General features: G+C 48.4%; 18 protein-coding genes and 6 pseudogenes. 7 read left to right on the top strand and 17 right to left on the bottom strand.

Translation table 11 applies throughout. The annotated features are described in order from the left end of the window. Positions 1 to 2: 2 nt before the first annotated feature. Positions 3 to 1,364 (bottom strand): PTS transporter subunit EIIC, encoded by a 1,362-nt coding sequence (locus J4728_RS08180; RefSeq protein WP_000361663.1) that lies wholly within the window; start codon positions 1,362 to 1,364, stop codon positions 3 to 5. A 10-nt stretch (positions 1,365 to 1,374) separates the two neighbouring features. Continuing rightward, positions 1,375 to 2,268, bottom strand: a complete 894-nt coding sequence (gene murQ / locus J4728_RS08175; RefSeq protein ID WP_001048530.1) for an N-acetylmuramic acid 6-phosphate etherase — start codon at positions 2,266 to 2,268, stop codon at positions 1,375 to 1,377. Positions 2,269 to 2,383: 115 nt separating this feature from the next. On the opposite strand from murQ, the gene J4728_RS08170 reads away from it, so the two are divergent. Next, complete coding sequence (locus J4728_RS08170; RefSeq protein ID WP_001522296.1) at positions 2,384 to 3,232, top strand: MurR/RpiR family transcriptional regulator; 849 nt, start codon at positions 2,384 to 2,386, stop codon at positions 3,230 to 3,232. Positions 3,233 to 3,270: 38 nt separating this feature from the next. On the opposite strand, the gene J4728_RS08165 is transcribed toward J4728_RS08170, so the two are convergent. Both J4728_RS08165 and J4728_RS08160 read right to left on the bottom strand, forming a co-directional pair. Next, a complete protein-coding gene (locus J4728_RS08165; protein WP_000684036.1) occupies positions 3,271 to 4,188 on the bottom strand; it encodes an oxidoreductase in 918 nt (305 codons plus the stop codon). Positions 4,189 to 4,209: 21 nt separating this feature from the next. Further along, positions 4,210 to 5,406, bottom strand: a complete 1,197-nt coding sequence (locus J4728_RS08160) for an OFA family MFS transporter (protein WP_001276364.1) — start codon at positions 5,404 to 5,406, stop codon at positions 4,210 to 4,212. A gap of 115 nt (positions 5,407 to 5,521) precedes the next feature. Here J4728_RS08160 and J4728_RS08155 point away from each other — a divergent pair, with 115 nt between their 5' ends. Both J4728_RS08155 and J4728_RS08150 read left to right on the top strand, forming a co-directional pair. Then, positions 5,522 to 6,433, top strand: coding sequence for a LysR family transcriptional regulator (locus tag J4728_RS08155; RefSeq protein WP_208211569.1), 912 nt, complete (start codon positions 5,522 to 5,524; stop codon positions 6,431 to 6,433). A gap of 52 nt (positions 6,434 to 6,485) precedes the next feature. Continuing rightward, positions 6,486 to 6,746, top strand: a complete 261-nt coding sequence (locus J4728_RS08150; RefSeq protein ID WP_001196291.1) for a YfhL family 4Fe-4S dicluster ferredoxin — start codon at positions 6,486 to 6,488, stop codon at positions 6,744 to 6,746. Between the two features lie 111 nt (positions 6,747 to 6,857). On the opposite strand, the gene acpS is transcribed toward J4728_RS08150, so the two are convergent. The 7 genes from acpS to lepA all read right to left on the bottom strand — a co-directional run bounded on the left by acpS (position 6,858) and on the right by lepA (position 13,367). Continuing rightward, on the bottom strand, positions 6,858 to 7,238 hold the full coding sequence (acpS, locus tag J4728_RS08145) for a holo-ACP synthase (protein ID WP_000986043.1): 381 nt from the start codon (positions 7,236 to 7,238) through the stop codon (positions 6,858 to 6,860). Beyond that, positions 7,238 to 7,969 (bottom strand): pyridoxine 5'-phosphate synthase, encoded by a 732-nt coding sequence (gene pdxJ / locus J4728_RS08140; RefSeq protein ID WP_000818964.1) that lies wholly within the window; start codon positions 7,967 to 7,969, stop codon positions 7,238 to 7,240. The genes acpS and pdxJ overlap by 1 nt, the downstream gene beginning before the upstream one ends. Positions 7,970 to 7,980: 11 nt before the next feature. Next, entirely contained in the window at positions 7,981 to 8,709 is a 729-nt protein-coding gene (gene recO / locus J4728_RS08135; RefSeq protein ID WP_000399381.1) for a DNA repair protein RecO, read from the bottom strand. An 11-nt stretch (positions 8,710 to 8,720) separates the two neighbouring features. After that, positions 8,721 to 9,626, bottom strand: a complete 906-nt coding sequence (gene era / locus J4728_RS08130; protein ID WP_000102230.1) for a GTPase Era — start codon at positions 9,624 to 9,626, stop codon at positions 8,721 to 8,723. Then, positions 9,623 to 10,303 (bottom strand): ribonuclease III, encoded by a 681-nt coding sequence (gene rnc, locus J4728_RS08125; RefSeq protein WP_001068341.1) that lies wholly within the window; start codon positions 10,301 to 10,303, stop codon positions 9,623 to 9,625. The genes era and rnc overlap by 4 nt, the downstream gene beginning before the upstream one ends. A 273-nt stretch (positions 10,304 to 10,576) precedes the next feature. Beyond that, positions 10,577 to 11,551: a signal peptidase I gene (gene lepB, locus J4728_RS08120; RefSeq protein ID WP_000002559.1), complete on the bottom strand. Its 975-nt coding sequence runs from the start codon at positions 11,549 to 11,551 to the stop codon at positions 10,577 to 10,579. Positions 11,552 to 11,567: 16 nt separating this feature from the next. After that, positions 11,568 to 13,367, bottom strand: coding sequence for a translation elongation factor 4 (gene lepA, locus J4728_RS08115; RefSeq protein ID WP_000790154.1), 1,800 nt, complete (start codon positions 13,365 to 13,367; stop codon positions 11,568 to 11,570). 404 nt (positions 13,368 to 13,771) lie between these two features. Between lepA and gogB the strand changes: the two genes are divergently transcribed. Beyond that, on the top strand, positions 13,772 to 15,265 hold the full coding sequence (gene gogB, locus J4728_RS08110) for a type III secretion effector GogB (RefSeq protein WP_208211567.1): 1,494 nt from the start codon (positions 13,772 to 13,774) through the stop codon (positions 15,263 to 15,265). Between the two features lie 235 nt (positions 15,266 to 15,500). Here gogB and J4728_RS24280 read toward each other — a convergent pair. Then, positions 15,501 to 15,600 (bottom strand): annotated as a pseudogene (locus J4728_RS24280) (hypothetical protein); the annotation flags it as partial. A 119-nt stretch (positions 15,601 to 15,719) separates the two neighbouring features. On the opposite strand from J4728_RS24280, the gene J4728_RS08105 reads away from it, so the two are divergent. Further along, positions 15,720 to 15,857, top strand: coding sequence for a PagK family vesicle-borne virulence factor (locus tag J4728_RS08105; protein WP_001542312.1), 138 nt, complete (start codon positions 15,720 to 15,722; stop codon positions 15,855 to 15,857). A gap of 730 nt (positions 15,858 to 16,587) precedes the next feature. Here the strand turns inward: J4728_RS08105 and J4728_RS08095 are convergent. Continuing rightward, positions 16,588 to 16,677, bottom strand: a pseudogene (locus J4728_RS08095) (integrase core domain-containing protein); the annotation flags it as partial. A gap of 101 nt (positions 16,678 to 16,778) precedes the next feature. Between J4728_RS08095 and J4728_RS08090 the strand changes: the two are divergent. Then, positions 16,779 to 16,965: pseudogene (locus J4728_RS08090) on the top strand (IS630 family transposase); the annotation flags it as partial. A gap of 363 nt (positions 16,966 to 17,328) precedes the next feature. Here J4728_RS08090 and J4728_RS08085 read toward each other — a convergent pair. Beyond that, a pseudogene (locus J4728_RS08085) lies at positions 17,329 to 17,421 on the bottom strand (DUF4113 domain-containing protein); the annotation flags it as partial. Positions 17,422 to 17,456: 35 nt separating this feature from the next. Further along, a pseudogene (locus tag J4728_RS08080) lies at positions 17,457 to 17,570 on the bottom strand (helix-turn-helix domain-containing protein); the annotation flags it as partial. 224 nt (positions 17,571 to 17,794) lie between these two features. Between J4728_RS08080 and J4728_RS24275 the strand changes: the two are divergent. Next, the gene (locus tag J4728_RS24275) at positions 17,795 to 18,031 is read left to right on the top strand and encodes a PagK family vesicle-borne virulence factor (RefSeq protein WP_350028752.1); all 237 of its coding nucleotides are present in this window, start codon (positions 17,795 to 17,797) and stop codon (positions 18,029 to 18,031) included. 66 nt (positions 18,032 to 18,097) lie between these two features. On the opposite strand, the gene J4728_RS08075 is transcribed toward J4728_RS24275, so the two are convergent. Together J4728_RS08075 and J4728_RS24170 are read right to left on the bottom strand one after the other, a co-directional pair. Beyond that, on the bottom strand, positions 18,098 to 18,505 hold the full coding sequence (locus J4728_RS08075; RefSeq protein ID WP_208211565.1) for a tail fiber assembly protein: 408 nt from the start codon (positions 18,503 to 18,505) through the stop codon (positions 18,098 to 18,100). 6 nt (positions 18,506 to 18,511) lie between these two features. Then, positions 18,512 to 18,889 (bottom strand): annotated as a pseudogene (locus tag J4728_RS24170) (gp53-like domain-containing protein); the annotation flags it as partial. Positions 18,890 to 19,010: the final 121 nt, after the last annotated feature.

Genomic DNA, 19,010 nt, shown 5'->3' with positions numbered 1-19,010 from the left:
CCTTACTCCTCTGGATCATTGAACCCCAGCAGCCAGGTAAAAATAAACCCGGCAATTACCGCTATTAAATAGCCTAACAGATAGAACAGGACTTTTCCGGCAACAATTGTTAATGCCAGCGGCAAACCGGAAATACCAAAGGTAATTACCGTCGCCACTTTCCAGTAGCTGATCAACGCCCCGCCTACCGCGCCGCCGAGGCAAGCGCCAATAAATGGCTTACCCAATGGCAGCGTGACGCCAAAAATCAGCGGCTCGCCAATCCCCAGCAGTCCGACCGGAAGCGCGCCTTTAATTACCTTTTTGAGTCGCGCATTGCGGGTTTTCATCAGTACGGCAATGGCCGCGCCTATCTGACCAACGCCCGCCATCGCCAGGATGGGAAACAGCGCGTTATAGCCGTGCGCTTGCACCAGCTCCACATGAATAGGCACCAGCCCCTGATGCAGCCCGGTCAGTACCAACGGCAGGAAGGTTCCGGCTAACACCGCGCCCACCAGAAAACCGCCGCGATCGATAGCCCAGGACGCGCCGTGAGCGATAGCGTCTGAAATCCAGCCGCCAAGCGGTTGCAGAGCGACAATCGCTACCGCGCCGGTGATAACAGTCGTCAATAAAGGGTTAAGAATTAACTCCAGCGACCCCGGCAGCAGCTTACGGAACTGGCGCTCAATCCAGCACATTAACGCCACCACCAGCAGGACGGCGATAACGCCGCCCCGTCCCGGCTGAAGCACCTCGCCAAAGAGCGTAATCTGCGCCAGTTGCGGGCTGGAAAGGATCCCCGCCATCACGCCGCCTAACGCCTGCGATCCGCCAAAGACTTTCGCGGTATTGACGCCAACAAGAATGTTCATGATAGCGAATACCGCGCTACCAAATATCCCCATCAGGCCCAGCAGGTTAGGATAGTGGACGGCAACATCGCCGACGATATCCGGACGTTTAAGAATGTTGATAATGCCGGTAATCAAGCCGGATGCGATAAAGGCGGGGATAAGCGGTATAAAAACATTCGCCAGCTTACGCAACGCATCGCTCATCGGCGCTTTATACTTCGCTTTCGCCTCGGATTTGGTACGCGCCATAGCATCGTCCGGCTTTACACCACCTGCGGCAATCTGCACGCGCATCGCATCAACCACCTGCGCAGCCTTCCCCGGCCCAACGATCAGCTGATGTTGCTCCCCTTGCTTTACGTATCCACTGACGCCAGGCAACGCTTTTAAGCGCGGAATATCCAGTTGGCTGTCGTCCTGTACCTCCACCCTGACTCGCGTCATACAGTTTTCCAGGCGCAGAATATTTTGCTCTCCGCCAATACCACGTAAAATGTCGCTGGCGAGCGCTGCCGTCTTATCCATACACACCTCTTTAGTGTTCTAACGCCGCCCTTAAAAAGCCCTGATGAGCGGCGAGTTTTTCCCTGGCGGCTGCAGCATCCAGCCCCGTAAGCGCCATCAAAATGGCGGGCTTAACCTCAAAATCGGTCTGTTTCAGCAACGCTTCTGCTTCTTCACGACCTATCCCGGTCGCTTCAACGACCATCCGACACGCGCGATCGACCAGTTTGACGTTGGTGGCTTTCATATCCACCATCAGGTTTTGATAGACCTTGCCGAATTTCACCATCGCGCCGGTAGAAATCATATTGAGCACCATTTTCTGCGCGGTGCCGGATTTCAGCCGCGTGGAGCCGGTAAGCGCTTCCGGCCCGACAACGGGCGAAATGGCGATATTAGCCTCCCGCGCAATAGGCGAATCTGGATTACAGGAGACGGCAACAGTGGTACAACCGGACTGTCGCGCATAGCGCAGGCCGCCAATCACATAGGGTGTACGACCCGACGCCGCGAGCCCCACGACCAGATCCTGTTCTTGCAGATTTAGCGCGACAAGATCGTCTTCGCCTGCCTGTTGGCTGTCTTCCGCGCCTTCGACCGCTTTCAACAACGCGCCCGGCCCGCCGGCAATCAGTCCGACGACCAGACCGTGCGGAACGCCAAACGTCGGGGGGCATTCTGAGGCATCCAGTACGCCAAGCCGACCACTGGTGCCCGCGCCCATATAGATGATACGTCCGCCAGACTTCAGCGCCGCCGCAGCGGCATCCACCGCACGCGCAACGTCAGGCAGAGTGGCTTTTACCGCTTCCGCTACCAGCGTATCCTGTTCATTAAAACGCTTAACTAATTCAGGAGTAGGCAACGCATCCAGATCCATCGTTTGCGGGTTACGGGTTTCAGACACTAAGGTACCAAGATTCATTTTTGTCCCTCTGGAATTTTTAATTCATAATAAGCGTCCATGATGGAATAGAATATTCCCCCAGGCGAGTGAAATTTCGTTTTGTCGTCGCCATCACGTTTCGCAGGAGCTGCCCATGAACTGTTTGATTCGTATTCGCCAGCGTTATCCGGATCTCGCGCAAAGCGACAGGAAACTGGCGGATTATCTGCTCGCGCAACCGGATACGGCGCGGCATCTGAGCTCGCAGCAACTGGCGGCTGAAGCGGGCGTCAGCCAATCCAGCGTAGTCAAGTTCGCGCAAAAACTGGGGTTTAAAGGGTTTCCGGCGTTGAAACTGGCTCTCAGCGAAGCGTTGGCCAGCAATCCTAATCCGCATTCCGTTCCCGTTCATAACCAGATTCGCGGCGACGATCCGATGCGCCTGGTCGGGGAAAAATTAATTAAAGAGAATGTGGCGGCGATGCACGCCACGCTGGACGTTAACAGTGAAGAAAAGCTGTTAGAAAGCGTCACGATGCTGCGCCACGCCCGCCGTATTGTGATCACCGGGATTGGCGCCTCTGGGCTGGTGGCGCAAAATTTTGCCTGGAAGCTACTGAAGATTGGCATTAACGCGGTGGTTGAGCGCGATATGCACGCCCTGCTGGCGACGGTGCAGGCGCTGGCGCCGGAGGATCTGCTGCTGGCGATCTCTTATTCCGGGGAGCGGCGCGAGCTGAACCTGGCGGCGGACGAAACATTACGCACAGGCGCGAAAATCCTGGCCATTACCGGTTTTTCTCCCAACGCCTTGCAGCAACGCGCCACCCGCTGTCTGTATACGATTGCCGAAGAGCAGGCGACGCGCAGCGCCGCTATCTCCTCGACACATGCGCAAATGATGTTGACCGACTTACTGTTTATGGCGCTGGTACAACAGGATTTAGAGCGGGCGCCGGAGCGTATTCGCCATAGCGAGGCGCTGGTAAAAAAACTGGTATGAAAATGGCTCTTCCGCCTCATGCAGAAGAGCCATCAAGTTTATTGCGCTTCTTTCGCGTGAATCAATTGCGTCAGGAGTGTGTTAACCGGTACGGCAATATTGTTCTGAGCGCCGATTCGCGCAATCGCACCATTTAAATAGTCGATTTCGGTCAGTCGGCCTTTATGTAAATCCTGATGCATAGAAGGATAGTGGTGGCCGCTCTCACGCGGATCGAACACTTTCTTCACCGTATTCATCACCATTTGCTCAGTCAACGGAATATTCTGGCTGGCAGCAACTAACACAAACTCATCAACTACCGCTTGCGCTAAATCTAAAGCACCAGGCCGCTGACCAAATCCGCCGACATTACAATCCAGTAACGCGCAATAGGTGTTCATTACGCTATTAAAGGCTGCTTTCTTCCAGATCGATAATAATACGTCAGGGCTTATTTCAGCATTCAATCCAGCACTATTAAGGGTGGCAATGACCTTAGCCTCTTGAGCCGAATCCTGGCTGGCAATCGGCTGCAGTTCAATCGTTCCGGTACCGGTGGCCATAATATGCCCAGCCCCCTCCAGTTCGCTGGACCATAACGTCACACCCGCATAGATTTTCTGCCGATCGACATATTTCTCCAGCGTTTCAATATTTCCCAGACCGTTAGATAGAATCATCACGACTTTCGCGGCTGGCAGTAATGGCTTGATACGCTGTAACATGCTATCCAGCTGCATTGCTTTGGTAAACAGAATAACCAGCTCAAACTCCCCCTGGGATTCATCAGCCAACATAGCAGGGATGGGGTAATACTTCTGAGTCGTTTCCGTTTCGACAAACAACCCCTTGCTACGAATAGCGTCGACATGCTCCTGCCAGCTATCGATAAGCGTCACGTCGTGCCCGGCCTCCAGCAGCATATAGCCAAAACGACACCCCATAGCGCCTGCACCTGCGATTGCAATTTTCATTTTTATTTCCTTATTATCTGATTAATGAATTTTGGCTAAAACCGTTGCGACATATTTTTTCGTTATCAGGGTCAACACGACTCCAATAAGCAATAGCACCGTTGTCAAAATAAATACTGTATTGTAGCTTCCGGTATATTTTGCAATAGCGGACGTTACATAAGGAGCAATAACCGCACCGACGGCAAAACCAAAATACATAAAGCCGTAGTTTAGCCCCTGGTTACGCATACCAAAATTCTGGCTGGTCAAACCAGGGAAGATAACTAATATACCGGCATAAGCAAAGCCCACGCCCAGAGCGCTGAAATAAAATACCGAAGTATTGCCATTGAAGAAAAATAACAGCAGCATACACAAGCAGGTAAAGAGGTAAACAATAACCAGCGTATTATAGCCGCCTAATTTATCGGTTAACCCTCCCCAGAACAGGCGACCGATCGAGTTAAATATCGAGACCAGGCTAACGACTAATGCACCGGACAGTAAACCGTACTGCGTCATACCAATTTGCGCAGAGCTTGAGCTAATTACCATCCCAGAGAACACGCCCAGCGCCAGAATCATAAACAGCAGCCAGAAGCGCAGATCTTTCAGCATGTGCCGATAGTCTTTATCCAGTGGCGACGCTTTAATTCCTCCGCTATCTTTTGCTGGCGCGCTACGAATAAAGAACTGGACGATAAAAATAACCACCAGATAAACAATACCCAGATATAACAACGCCCGACTAACATCGTGAGTTTGCGCCATAAAATATTCGGCCAGGCGGGTGCAAAGTAGCGTCCCGACGCCAACACCCGCCAGTACGATACCGCTGGCCAGACCGCGACGGTCAGGGAAAAATTTCAGAATATTATTAAGATTACCCGTAAAAGCCAGGCCCGATCCCAACCCGGCAATGACGCCGTAGGTTAAAAACAGCATGGGCAAATTATCCACAAACCCGGACAAGATAAAACCTAAAGAAAACAGGATACCGCCGATAACTATCGCCTGCTTTCCTTTACCATTGTCGATCATTCTCCCGCCCCAAATCATCGGTAAAGGAATGATCCCCATGTTGATAGAGAATGCTAACGCCAGCGTAGCCGGATCCCAGTGATATTGCGCCATGAGTGGTGTTTTGAAATAGCTAAATGCGTAGACGCCCCCGAGCACAAAATTGATGCACACGTGAGCGGCAAGCATTCCCCAGCGGTTGATTGATGCCGACATAATTTTCCCTTTTTAAAATGCACTGATCACAGTTTAAAAAAAGCAAAATAGGCAAACAATTTGGTATTTTTTATAATCGTTATAACAAAACCCAATCGATTGGCATTAAATTTTAATGAATATCAAACAACTACACTCCTTCCTGATATTGTGTGATGAATTACATTATGGTCGGGCAGCCAGTCGCCTATTTATCACTCAGCCATCATTAAGTCAGCAAATCAAACAACTTGAGTCATCACTTAAAACAATATTATTTAAGCAAAAAGGCAGAGGAATTAAATTAACAAAAGCAGGCATTATTTTGCAACGACACGCTAACAAAATAATGCTGGATTTAAAAAATGCCGAAAATGAACTTCTTCCCTATCAGGATCAACAGCGCGATACTATTTCAATCGGGGTGTCAGGCAGCTACCTGGTCCTGCCCGCTTTTCGCAACTTTATGGCGCACCATCCGGAAATATCTTTAAATGTTAAAGAGTTCTCAACTGAGCAAACCATTAAAAAGCTGACGGATAGCGCCGTTGATATTGGCATTGTTTATCGAACAGCGCTCCCTGCCCAGCTAAGCTCGACCATGCTGTTTGAAGATGAAATTATCGCTGCAATCCCACTTTCTCATCCTCTGGCGACACGCGAACGTCTGCATCTAAAAGATTTAAACGACCAGCCCATTATCGTGCTTAATGACTCTCTGCTATTAAGAGGGATCATCACCACAGAATTTAATAACCGCAAAGTCGTTCCTAACGTCATCTGCGAACTGGATAACCACTACTCATGCCTTGAGTATGCCGAAGCGCAGATTGGCATCGCATTTATTACCCGCTCGCTAACCCATTTATCGACACCCAAAAATGTTCGCCTGGTTTCACTGGGCATCCCCGCATTCTTTATTCCTGTCATGCTGGTACACACTAATGACCTTTCACTGGATAACGCAACCATCTGCCTGCTCAAGCAGATCAAAAATTTTTACACTGTAGATAACAAATCAGCGCCAGAAAAGAGCTGGCCCGAGTAGAAAATAGGCGTATAATGCCCGCCCGATTTGTGTTGTTTCTGAGAATTTCCTGATGGCGCTGTTAATCACCAAAAAATGTATCAATTGCGATATGTGCGAGCCGGAGTGCCCGAATGAGGCGATTTCAATGGGCGACAGCATTTATGAGATTAACAGCGACAAATGCACCGAGTGTGTAGGCCATTACGAAACGCCGACCTGTCAGAAAGTCTGCCCGATCCCCAATACGATTTTGCAGGATCCCGCCCATGTCGAAACCGAAGAACAGTTGTGGGATAAGTTTGTTCTGATGCATCACGCAGATAAATTGTAAGCGGGTTAACGCACTTCCAACGCAACAATGCCTGATGGCGCTATGCTTATCAGGCCGACAATATATCGGCCTGTAGGTCAGATAACGTGTTTACGCCGCCATCCGGCAAATCTAACTTTCCAGAATGACCGTAGCGCAGGCGTAATGGCGTTCATCGGCCAACGTGACATGCATGTGCGCCACACCGAGTTTTTCCGCCAGCGTTAACGCCTCGCCCCACAGCCGCAAACGTGGTTTTCCCAGCTCATCGTTAAACACTTCGAACTGATTAAACGCCAGACCGTTGCGGATGCCGGTGCCAAAAGCTTTCGCTGCCGCCTCTTTGACCGCAAAACGCTTGGCGAGAAAACGCACCGGCTGCTGATGCGTCTCCCAGATAGCCCACTCGTTGTCACTGAGCACACGCCTTGCCAGACGTTCGCCGGAACGGGAGATCACTGCCTCAATGCGGGCAATCTCTACAATATCCGTTCCCAGGCCGAGAATCGCCATTAGCCGCGCGCTTCCAGCATCAAACGTTTCATTTCAGCCACCGCCTCTTTCAGCCCCGTCATCACCGCCCGACCAATAATGGCATGACCGATATTGAGCTCGTGCATTTCCGGCAGTGCGGCAATAGCTTTGACGTTATGGTAGGTCAGGCCATGACCCGCATTTACTTTTAGCCCCAGACGGGCCGCCAGGGTCGCGGCGCTGGCAATACGCGCCAGCTCTTTTGCCTGTTCCGCATCGGTTTCTGCGTTGGCGTAGCAGCCGGTATGGATTTCGATAAACGGCGCGCCGACTTCCGCCGCCGCGTTGATTTGCGCTTCATCGGCATCGATAAAGAGCGAAACCTGGATGCCAGCCGCCGCCAGGCGCGCACAGGCATCACGCATTTTATCGCGCTGTCCGGCCACATCCAGGCCGCCTTCGGTGGTGACTTCCTGGCGTTTTTCCGGTACCAGACAACAGAAATGCGGCCTGGTTTCTACGGCGATCGCCAGCATCTCTTCGGTCACCGCCATCTCCAGATTCATACGCGTATGCAGCGTCTGACGCAGAATGCGCACATCGCGATCGGTAATGTGGCGACGATCTTCGCGCAGGTGTACGGTAATGCCGTCCGCGCCTGCCTGTTCAGCAATAAACGCCGCCTGTACCGGATCCGGATAGTCGGTGCCGCGCGCATTACGTAACGTGGCAATGTGGTCAATATTGACGCCTAACAGTAATTCAGCCATGACAATCCTCGTTAATCTTTCTTCATTTTTACTGTGCGTTTGGGCATAAATTGCCGGAACAGCTCCCGGCTTTTTAACGGTTTTCCCCCAAGATACGGCTTTAATGCCATACGGGTAAAGCGTTTAGCGGCACGCAGGGTATCTACATCCGGAAATTCCCGCTCCTCCAACGCTTTCAGGTGCCGTCCGGTAAAGGTGTTGTTATCGATGACGACGCTGGCGAAAAAGCCTTTTTCTTCGCGGTAACGGTAGGTCATGGTGTCATCCACCCGTTCGCCGCTGCCTGCACAGTGGGTGAAATTGACGCCATACCCCAGATGACCCAGCAACGCCAGTTCGAAACGTCGCAACGCCGGTTCAGGCGAGCCGGTGGTTCCCGCCAGCGCCTGAATACAGTTCAGATAATCAAAAAAGAGTTCGGAGAAGCGCGTTTCATATTCCAGTACGCGAGAGAGGAGTTCGTTGATGTACAGGCCGCTATAGAGCGTAATACCGCTTAACGGCAGCGCCAGAGAAACTGCCTCGGCGCTGCGCAGGGTTTTCACCTCGCCGCGTCCGCTGTAGCGTAGCAATAACGGCGTAAAAGGCTGCAACGCGCCTTTCAGATTGGAACGTTTAGATCGCGCGCCTTTGGCGACAAGGCGCACGCGCCCCGATTCTTCCGTGAAGACGTCCAGCATCAGGCTGGTTTCGCTCCAGGGGCGACTGTGCAGGACAAATGCGCGCTGCCACCCTTCCACGCTGTGTTAACTCACAGATCGTCTACGTAACCGAGACTGCGCAGAGCGCGTTCGTCATCGGCCCAGCCGGATTTCACTTTCACCCACAGTTCCAGGTGTACCGGCGCTTCAAACATCTCCTGCATGTCTTTACGCGCTTCAATACCAATGGTTTTGATTTTGGCGCCTTTGTTGCCAATCACCATCTTCTTCTGCCCTTCGCGCTCGACGAGGATCAGCCCATTGATATCATAGCCGCCGCGTTCGTTGGTAACAAAACGTTCAATCTCAACGGTAACGGAATACGGCAGCTCGGCGCCGAGAAAACGCATCAGCTTTTCACGAATGATTTCAGACGCCATAAAGCGCTGAGAGCGATCGGTGATGTAATCTTCCGGGAAGTGATGAATCGCTTCCGGTAAATGTTTACGCACGATACCGGCAATGGTATCGACGTTCATACCCGTTTCAGCAGAGATGGGTACGATATCAAGAAAGTTCATCTGGCTTGCCAGGAACTGGAGGTGCGGCAGCAAATCAGCTTTTTCCTGCACGTTATCCACCTTGTTAACGGCGAGAATAACCGGCGCTTTGCCATCGCGCAGTTTGTTCAGGACCATTTCGTCGTCCGGCGTCCAACGGGTGCCTTCCACAACGAAAATCACCAGCTCAACGTCGCCAATCGAACTGCTCGCCGCCTTATTCATCAAACGGTTAATGGCGCGCTTTTCTTCCATATGCAGTCCCGGGGTATCGACATAAATTGCCTGATACGGGCCTTCGGTATGAATACCGACAATGCGGTGGCGCGTGGTCTGCGCTTTACGGGAAGTGATTGAAATCTTCTGCCCAAGCAGTTTGTTCAGCAAGGTGGATTTGCCAACGTTCGGACGTCCGACGATGGCAATAAATCCGCAGTAAGTTTTGTCAGTGCTCATTCCAACTCCAGTTTTTTCAGCGCCTGTTCGGCGGCAGCCTGCTCCGCCTTACGACGGCTGGAACCCGTGCCAACCACCGGTTCGCTCAGGCCGCTGACCTGGCAGTGGATAGTAAATTCCTGATCGTGCGCCTCGCCGCGTACCTGCACAACCAGGTAAGATGGCAGCGGCAGATGGCGACCCTGCAAATACTCCTGCAAGCGCGTTTTAGGATCTTTTTGTTTATCGCCCGGGCTTATCTCATCCAGACGGGTTTTATACCAGTTAAGGATCAACTGCTCGACGGTCTGGATATTGCTATCGAGAAATACTCCGCCGATTAACGCTTCAACGGTGTCCGCCAAAATGGACTCCCGACGGAATCCGCCGCTTTTTAATTCGCCCGGCCCTAAACGCAGGCACTCGCCTAAATCAAACTCACGGGCTAATTCCGCCAGCGTATTACCACGTACCAACGTGGCGCGCATACGGCTCATATCTCCCTCATCCACCCGTGGGAAACGGTGATAAAGCGCGTTAGCGATAACGAAGCTCAGGATTGAATCGCCTAAAAACTCCAGGCGTTCGTTATGTTTACTGCTGGCGCTGCGGTGAGTTAATGCCTGCTGCAACAGCTCCTGATGATTAAAAGTGTAGCCCAGCTTCCGTTGAAGCCGATTAATTACGATGGGGTTCATGCGATACCAATAAATGAATGCGTCAACAATCCAGCACACGAAACAGACCTGATACACGTCATCTGTCCTGCCGCATCGCTGCAGCGGAAAGAAGGTTGTCTATAACCAACGCTGTTTCGTGTGCCGTGGCGACCAAACGGCGCCAACCTAAAACTTCGGGGGAATATTCTATACACAACGACAGGGGATGTCGTTAGTCTGAGGGAATTTATCCAGGAAATAATTCACGCTGCCGCTAAAAAGACGGCAGCGTGAACGATCATTTCGTCACAGTTAGTGAATACCGCCGATACGACTCAGGCGTACGCCTGTCGGCCACTCCCCTTCCTGCTTGTCAAAGCTCATCCAGATAGCGACCGCTTTACCGACCAGATTCGCTTCCGGAACAAATCCCCAGTAACGGCTATCCGCGCTGTTATCGCGGTTGTCGCCCATCATGAAATATTGTCCCGGTGGTACAACCCAGGTCGCCAGCGGTTGTCCTGGCTGTTGGTAATACATGCCCAACTGATCCTGGGCTATCGGCACCATCAGGATGCGGTGGGTTACATCGCCTAACGTCTCTTTACGTTCGGTCAGGCGAATGCCGTTTTCTTTTGTCTCGTTTAGCGGAACTTCAAAGAAACCGCTGGTCGCTTCTCCGCCGTTACGGCGGGCAAAGGTCTGTACAAAATCGCTCGGCTCAACGTTAGAGTAGGTAACCGGCAGCGCATTTTCGCACGCCTGACCGGAGCTACAGCCAGGCTGAATCGTCACCTCTTTCGCAACCGGATCATAAGTGATTTTATCGCCCGGCAAACCGACGGCGCGTTTGATGTAATCTAACTTAGGATCTTCCGGATATTTAAATACCACAATATCCCCGCGCTTTGGATGACCGGTCTCAATCAGGGTTTTCTGGTAGATCGGATCTTTAATGCCGTAGGCAAATTTTTCCACCAGAATAAAATCGCCGATAAGCAGTGTCGGCATCATTGAGCCTGACGGGATCTGAAAGGGTTCATAAAGAAATGAACGAACGATCAGAACGATCGCCAGAACCGGGAAAACCGACGCCCCGGTCTCCAGCCAGCCTGGCTTAGGCGCCACTTTATTGAGCGTAGCGTTATCCAGCGCATCTCCCGACGCCGTTTGCGCGGCAGCCTGGCGCGCCCGACGTTTTGGCGCGAAAACAAACTTATCAACGCACCATAAAATGCCCGTCACCAGTGTGGCTATCACCAGAATCAGGGCAAACATGTTCGCCATGCCAACTCCTTAGGGATTATTTATTGTCTTTACCGACATGCAGAATGGCGAGGAACGCTTCCTGAGGCAGCTCGACGTTACCGATCTGCTTCATGCGTTTCTTACCTTCTTTCTGTTTCTGCAGCAGTTTTTTCTTACGACTGATATCGCCGCCGTAGCACTTCGCCAGCACGTTTTTACGTAACTGTTTTACCGTCGAACGGGCAATAATATGCGTACCAATCGCCGCCTGAATCGCGATATCAAACTGCTGGCGTGGAATCAAATCTTTCATCTTCTCCACCAGCTCGCGACCACGGCTTTGCGAGTTATCACGGTGCGTGATCAGCGCCAGCGCATCGACACGCTCGTTGTTGATTAACACATCAACACGCACCATATCGGAAGCCTGGAAGCGCTTGAAGTTATAATCCAGAGACGCATAGCCGCGCGACGTTGATTTCAGACGGTCAAAGAAGTCGAGCACCACTTCCGCCATCGGGATTTCATAGGTCAACGCGACCTGGTTACCGTGATACACCATGTTAGTTTGTACGCCGCGTTTCTCAATACACAGCGTAATAACGTTACCTAAATAGGCTTGTGGTAACAGCATATGACATTCGGCGATAGGCTCGCGCAGTTCATAAATGTTATTCAACGGCGGCAGCTTGGAGGGGCTATCAACATAGATAGTCTCTTTCGCCGTTGTTTCTACTTCATAAACCACGGTCGGCGCAGTGGTGATCAGATCCAGATCGTATTCGCGTTCCAGACGCTCCTGAATAATCTCCATGTGCAACAGGCCGAGGAAGCCGCAGCGGAAACCAAAGCCCAGCGCCGAGGAGCTTTCCGGTTCATAAAACAGTGAGGCATCGTTCAGGCTCAGCTTGCCGAGCGCGTCGCGGAAACTTTCATAATCGTCGGAGCTGACCGGAAACAGACCTGCATAGACCTGCGGTTTCACCTTCTTAAAGCCCGGCAACGCTTTTTCCGCTGGGTTACGCGCTGAGGTTAAGGTATCGCCAACCGGCGCGCCGAGGATATCTTTAATGGCGCAGACCAGCCAGCCTACTTCGCCACACTTCAGCTCGGTACGATCAACCTGTTTCGGCGTGAAAATCCCCAGGCGGTCAGCGTTGTAGGTCTGCCCGGTGCTCATCACTTTAATTTTGTCGCCTTTACGCATGGTGCCGTTTTTAATACGCACCAGCGATACCACGCCCAGGTAGTTATCGAACCAGGAGTCAATAATCAGCGCCTGCAGCGGGCCGTCCGGATCGCCTTGCGGCGGCGGGATATCGCGCACCAGGCGTTCCAGAACATCCGTCACGCCGACACCCGTTTTGGCGGAGCAGCGTACCGCGTCCGTCGCATCGATACCGACAATGTCTTCGATTTCTTCCGCCACACGCTCCGGATCGGCGGCCGGCAGGTCAATCTTGTTAAGCACCGGCACCACTTCAAGATCCATTTCCATCGCGGTGTAGCAGTTCGCCAACGTTTGCGCTTCTACGCCCTGGCCGGCATCCACCACCAGCAGCGCGCCCTCGCAGGCGGCTAACGAACGGGAAACTTCATAGGAAAAGTCAACGTGTCCCGGCGTGTCGATAAAGTTCAGTTGATAAGTTTCACCATCAGACGCTTTAAAATCCAGCGTCACACTCTGGGCTTTAATAGTAATACCGCGCTCACGCTCAAGATCCATCGAATCAAGTACCTGAGCTTCCATTTCACGGTCAGACAGGCCACCGCAGATCTGGATAATACGGTCAGACAGCGTCGATTTACCGTGGTCAATGTGAGCAATGATGGAGAAATTTCTTATGTTCTTCATAAATATGAATTTTTCAACTCGCTATGCTGATAAATTTTTCTTGATGGACACAGCGGTGGACATTCCACAATAACTACCCCATCAACGACTGGCGTGCATATTACACTGTAGCTTTGAAATCGTCAGCATACGATCTGCTGATCAACATACGATGTTACATCACAATAGAGGTCTATACGATCTATAAACCTATAAACACGGTTACAGTCAGTCCTGACTAAACAGCAGCCGGCCTACCGCAGTCACGTTCTTGCAGACAACGTGACTGCGGTAATCCATCCCACCGGATTGTCTTCAAATTCTCCATGTTGCTGAATCGGCTAACAGCTTCTTAAACGATCGGTATTAGGCTAGGTTCTAAATCTTGCCTGAATGAAAATAAATGTAATAATGATAGCTTGGTATTGACATATAGATTGAAAAAGCGCATGAAAATAGGATTCCAACCAGCCATATTGCAATATGCATATACAAGTAACGAGGCGACATCAAACCTTGAGTTATTAAATAAATGGAGAATAGAATCCCCAGATATTGAGAGGGAGGAGCGTAATAGTATTTACGACAAAATAATAGAAGCAAATCATACCGGGAGCTTATCAATTACTGCTCATTATGTTACCTCTATTCCGGTATTTCCTGATAATTTATCCGAGTTGAATTTATCTTCATGCTATACACTGGAGTCTATTCCAAATCTTCCTGATGGGTTAAAAAGTTTAACTATATCTGGAAATCAGACCATTAAAATTTCATATTTCCCAGATAGCTTAGAGTCACTATCTATAGATATGCAGGCATATGAAGAAAATTATACTTTCCCCGCATTACCTTATGGATTAAAGAGTTTTACTGCATGCTATGGTAAATTTTTGCCTCCCCTTCCTCCGCATCTATCTTCTTTGTCATTGCAAAATTTCTCTGAAATATTATGTGCTGAGTTACCATATAAATTAGATAAATTAGATTTACAAAATTGCCCTTTCTTGCCATTAATGAAAATGTTACCTGAGGAGTTAAAAGAACTAAGTATTGAACTTATACGAACAGTTCCCGGTACTGTTATAGATGATATTTTGCCTGATAAGCTAAAAAAATTAAGTATCAACTTTTGTGATAATATTAAACTTCCAGTTAAGCTTCCTGTTAATTTAAAGTCTATCAATTTATCCTCAAGGACCCCTATTGCATGGGAAATACCAACCTGCAATCTGCCTGCACATATAGATATTAGTACCGATGGTTATGTTAAGCTTAATCCTGAATTTCTTACCAGGAGTGATATTACCTTTAGTAACAAACCTGCAGGAGATGTGTTAAGTTTTCAGCCTGGAGATGTGGTTTATGGTTTATGTAAGGCAAGAGATCGAGTAAATACTTTAGTTAATTCGTTATATTATTTTTCAAAAAAAGATATTATTATTCAAAATACATTAACAGATGCGGTCTGGGACAGGAAGAATAGAGCCGTGTTTAATAAAGATGAGAAGATAGCAGAAAGATTGAATGATGTTCAGAGAGGGATTTTTTTTAGAGAATTTTTATCTCAACATAAAAAATACAATATTACCGAAGATAAATATTCAGACTTATCCAATGAGGAGTGCTGGATAAAAACAAGTAAAGCCGGTCTTGAATTTCAAACACGATTGAGGGAACGGTCAGTTATTTTTGTCATTGACAATTTAGTTGATGCTATAAGTGATATCGCAAATAAAACAGGAAAGCATGGTAATTCTATTACAGCACATGAGCTAAGATGGGTATATCGGAATCGACATGATGATCTGGTAAAACAAAATGTTAAATTTTTTCTTAATGGTGAGGCTATTTCACACGAAGATGTTTTTTCATTAGTTGGTTGGGATAAATATAAGCCTAAAAATAGAAATCGTTGACTTTAAAAAAATATGCAATTAATATATTTATATATAGAGCAGCCCTATTGGAGTTAAGGATATATACTCCCCCTAACTCTAGACTACATGCCAACTTTACTTAGTATCATATTTTCTTGCTACATATCTGTTTGGCAAGGGTATGAATAAAAAACAAGATTAATTTAATTGATATCGCAACAGATAAGCACCTGCATTTATCTTTAAACTTTTTTATGGCCAACCAGATTTTTCACCATCTGCGCACGTTTATTCGGGCATGCGTTGAAAACCTGCAAAAAAAGAAAAATATCGATGCTTATTATTTTTTCTTTAATTAAATTTTCGCTCAACAAACTTAATTATTAATCCAATGACAGTGAAGTGTGAACTATGCTGAGCATAAACGACATCAATAGCAAGGGCAAGGGCAAGGGCAAGGGCAAGGGCAATCTGAGTATTTACAGGTGAAATTATGAAAAATAGTATATTTTTACCATTGCTTCTGGTGCTGTCGGCAACGACCTTTTCGGCATTGGTGATGGCTGCCAGTCATTCTCCCCACCAGATAATACAAAACATTTTTCCAGTGGCTGGCCGCCAGATATCCTGAAGCAACTGAATTGGTCTCAGGTTTGTGGTTGTTAGTATACTGAATATTACTTCAGGATGGCATGTTTTATTGACACCAGCCTGATTTTTCACAACGTTATATTACCCGTTTACAGATAATTCCCAGCTAATAAATCAGGAAGTTCCAGATGTAACAGAAGTTATGAGGTGTATTAATTGATAGGTCTAACAGGCTTGAATTACTTTTCTTTAAAAACTACTGCATGTAAAAGGGTCTCCTCTTGTTGTGATGAGATTCGTATATATTTATATCTTAGTGATTTATGGATCATACTTGTGGTTTTCCTTGGGAGGTAACATGTTTACAATTAATAGTACTAACAGGGTGGCGAGCACAATCGCTCCATATGCATGTGTAAGCGATGTTAATTTAGAGGACAAGGCTACATTTTTAACTTCTGCATTTTCAGATGAACATACCTCAATACATGCGTATGATTCTTCTTTGCAATGCTTTGTCTTAAATGATCAGCATGTTCCGCAGAATACATTAGCTACAGATGTTGAAGGCTACAATAGAGGATTACAGGAACGTATAAGCCTCGAGTACCAGCCCCTGGAAAGCATTGTTTTTCTACTCGGCACCCCTGCAGTTTTAGAGACTAAAGAGTCTTTATCATTACCAGTTTCCCCGGATGCTTTAACCCAAAAACTATTAAGCATTAGTAGCAATGATGAATGTAAATTATCAGGTAGCACCAGTTGCACTACCCCAGCCAGTCATAACCCACCGTCCGGTTATATCGCTCAATACAGGCATTCTGCAGAGGTTTTCCCGGATGAATAAAACAAAGCGTTATAAATAGCTGCGCCGAATAGTAGATCACTTTGATAGAACTCAGTCCGGATTGTGCGATTTGATCAATCGCCAAAAATCACAAATCACCAACCGGACTAAGCGATGCCGATCATAGCACCAATTCCCCGTACCGAACGACGCCTGATGCAGAAAACTATCCATAAAACGCGTGACAAAAACCATGCCCGCAGACTGACTGCCATGTTGATGCTGCAACCCGGGAGACAGTATCGGCCACGTTGCCAGAACGCTCTGCTACGCCCGTTCACCCATTGGACGCTGGATTAACTGATTCACCGCTGACGGTGTGGAGGCGCTGGACAAGTGTGATGCGGATAATCCTCATCATATGGTCATGTATTTTTCATAAACAATAAAGCTCGTCCAGGAGTGCACTAAATAACAGATTGTTAGAGCTTGCTTAAACATCAGTCGTCTAAGTTTACCTTAAAGCAAGTGGCGTTTTATGTCCCATATATGCCCCATCACATCCTCGTTCCATCATCAAACTCACTGGATCTCATGATGTTGTAGGGAAGTAAGCCGGAGAGATAATTTCCTCCTGTGCCGTGCCGGCAGAAGAATTTATCTGGCACGCTGTCTCGCGCTGTATGGAGTGTGAAGAGCCAACACCCGGAATTGATTGAACAAGTTACTTAACACGCAATAGCTCAGAGTATCTTGTGGTGTACCGCAGCGAAAGTATTTCTCGCTTCATAGCCCACTGTTGCGGTATCCCCTGCCCGGTGATTTTCTGGTTGTATTGTCATGTGCGCATATTTAAGCCAGTTTAGAGACTGGGAATTTTCTGTACAGCGTCGACAGCCCCGCATCATAAATAATCGTTACCTGCTGTCGCGGTACTCCTGCCCTAATCAGGCGCCCGGCCTGCGCTCCCAGTGGATGGGAGCCAGTAAGGATTTGAATAGCACATGAACTCACTCTCATATGAATTAATTTCTATAGAAAATATAACATTGCTTATCCTTTTTATTTAAAGTAAATATTTTCTAAATAGTTTTTATTTACTCACCAGGTGGTAATGAATAACCTTTAATATCTGTAATAAAGGATGCGGTAACAATAAGGATAGTGAGTCACTACTTAAAGGTGATATTATGAGACACGTTAAGAACATATTTTTAGTCCTAGCCTTTGCATTGTCGGCTGCAGCCTTTTCGACATCTGCGATGGCTGCCAGTGATTCAAAACCCCCACCGGATAATACAAAACATTTCTCCAGTGGATTGCCTGAAATCCCATGGGCTCTTATCGGCATGAGTCAGGAATGGTGTAAACAGTACCCACCAGATATTCTGAAGCCACCGGACTGGTGCCAGATATGTCGTTGTTAGTATACTGAATATTAATTCAGGCTGGCATATTTTATTGACGCCAGCCTGATTTTTCACAACCTCATATTACTGGCTTACAGGCACATCAGGCCAGTCAGGATTTGTGGTATCCACCCGGTTAACCATTACGCTGTAGAGTTCCCATGCTTCCAGCCGTTTAATCTCTTCATCTGTGGCAATTTTCAGTTTTACCGCCCGCGCCAGTGGCGCAATAACTGACTCTGCCTCTGCAAGAAGTTCCGCTTTTCTGGCTTCAGCCTGTGCAACCAGCTCTTCAGGCGTATATTCGCGATGTTCAACCAGTACCGGGCCTCCTTTCCTGTGCTCAATATATTTTCCGTCCACCTGGCCCTGCATAAGCTCGCGGTAATGCTCATCGGTCAGGGGGATTAAATCATCCGGGTAATCGCCTGATTTGGTATCCGGCTGCCAGAAAAAACCTTTTTCTTTAAAGCTGTAATAATAATCGCTCATTGATATTTATCTCCCAATTGCAAACCAGGATACAGGAAAATTATTGACCAGATTGACCATTCCTGATGACTTTGTGGCGGCAAAAAACTGACTGTTGCTCACCGGGTATCCGAATGCGTTATCTACCTGGGAGCCCTGAGCGTTGGTATTGGTTACAAAAATTGCAAAGCAACCAACAGGGAAAGCGCGCGGAAAATTGTAGGTTCCGTTTGAGTTACCAAGTGTTCCCCACTGCATTATAAATCCGGTGCTGTCGTCCAGAATCCAGCCCCAGTCCTGAATGCTGCCGGTATTTTTACGGGCGAAAGTCTGGTTAACATAATCAATGGTGGCGCGGGTGTTGATGTTGTTGTCACGAATTGCCAGTTCACTATTGATTGAATCGCCACAGGTTTAACAGACACCTCAGAGTCATTTAAGATGACTTAAAGAGAGGTGCCCATGAGCGGTAAGCGTTATCCCGAAGAGTTTAAAATTGAAGCGGTCAAACAGGTTGTTGATCGTG

Source organism: Salmonella sp. 32070601201500089SM (assembly GCF_017573605.1).
In the GTDB taxonomy this organism is placed as follows: domain Bacteria; phylum Pseudomonadota; class Gammaproteobacteria; order Enterobacterales; family Enterobacteriaceae; genus Salmonella; species Salmonella enterica.
The sequence above is the reverse complement of the archived record's forward strand: the minus strand, read 5'-3'. Positions and strand labels throughout refer to the sequence as shown.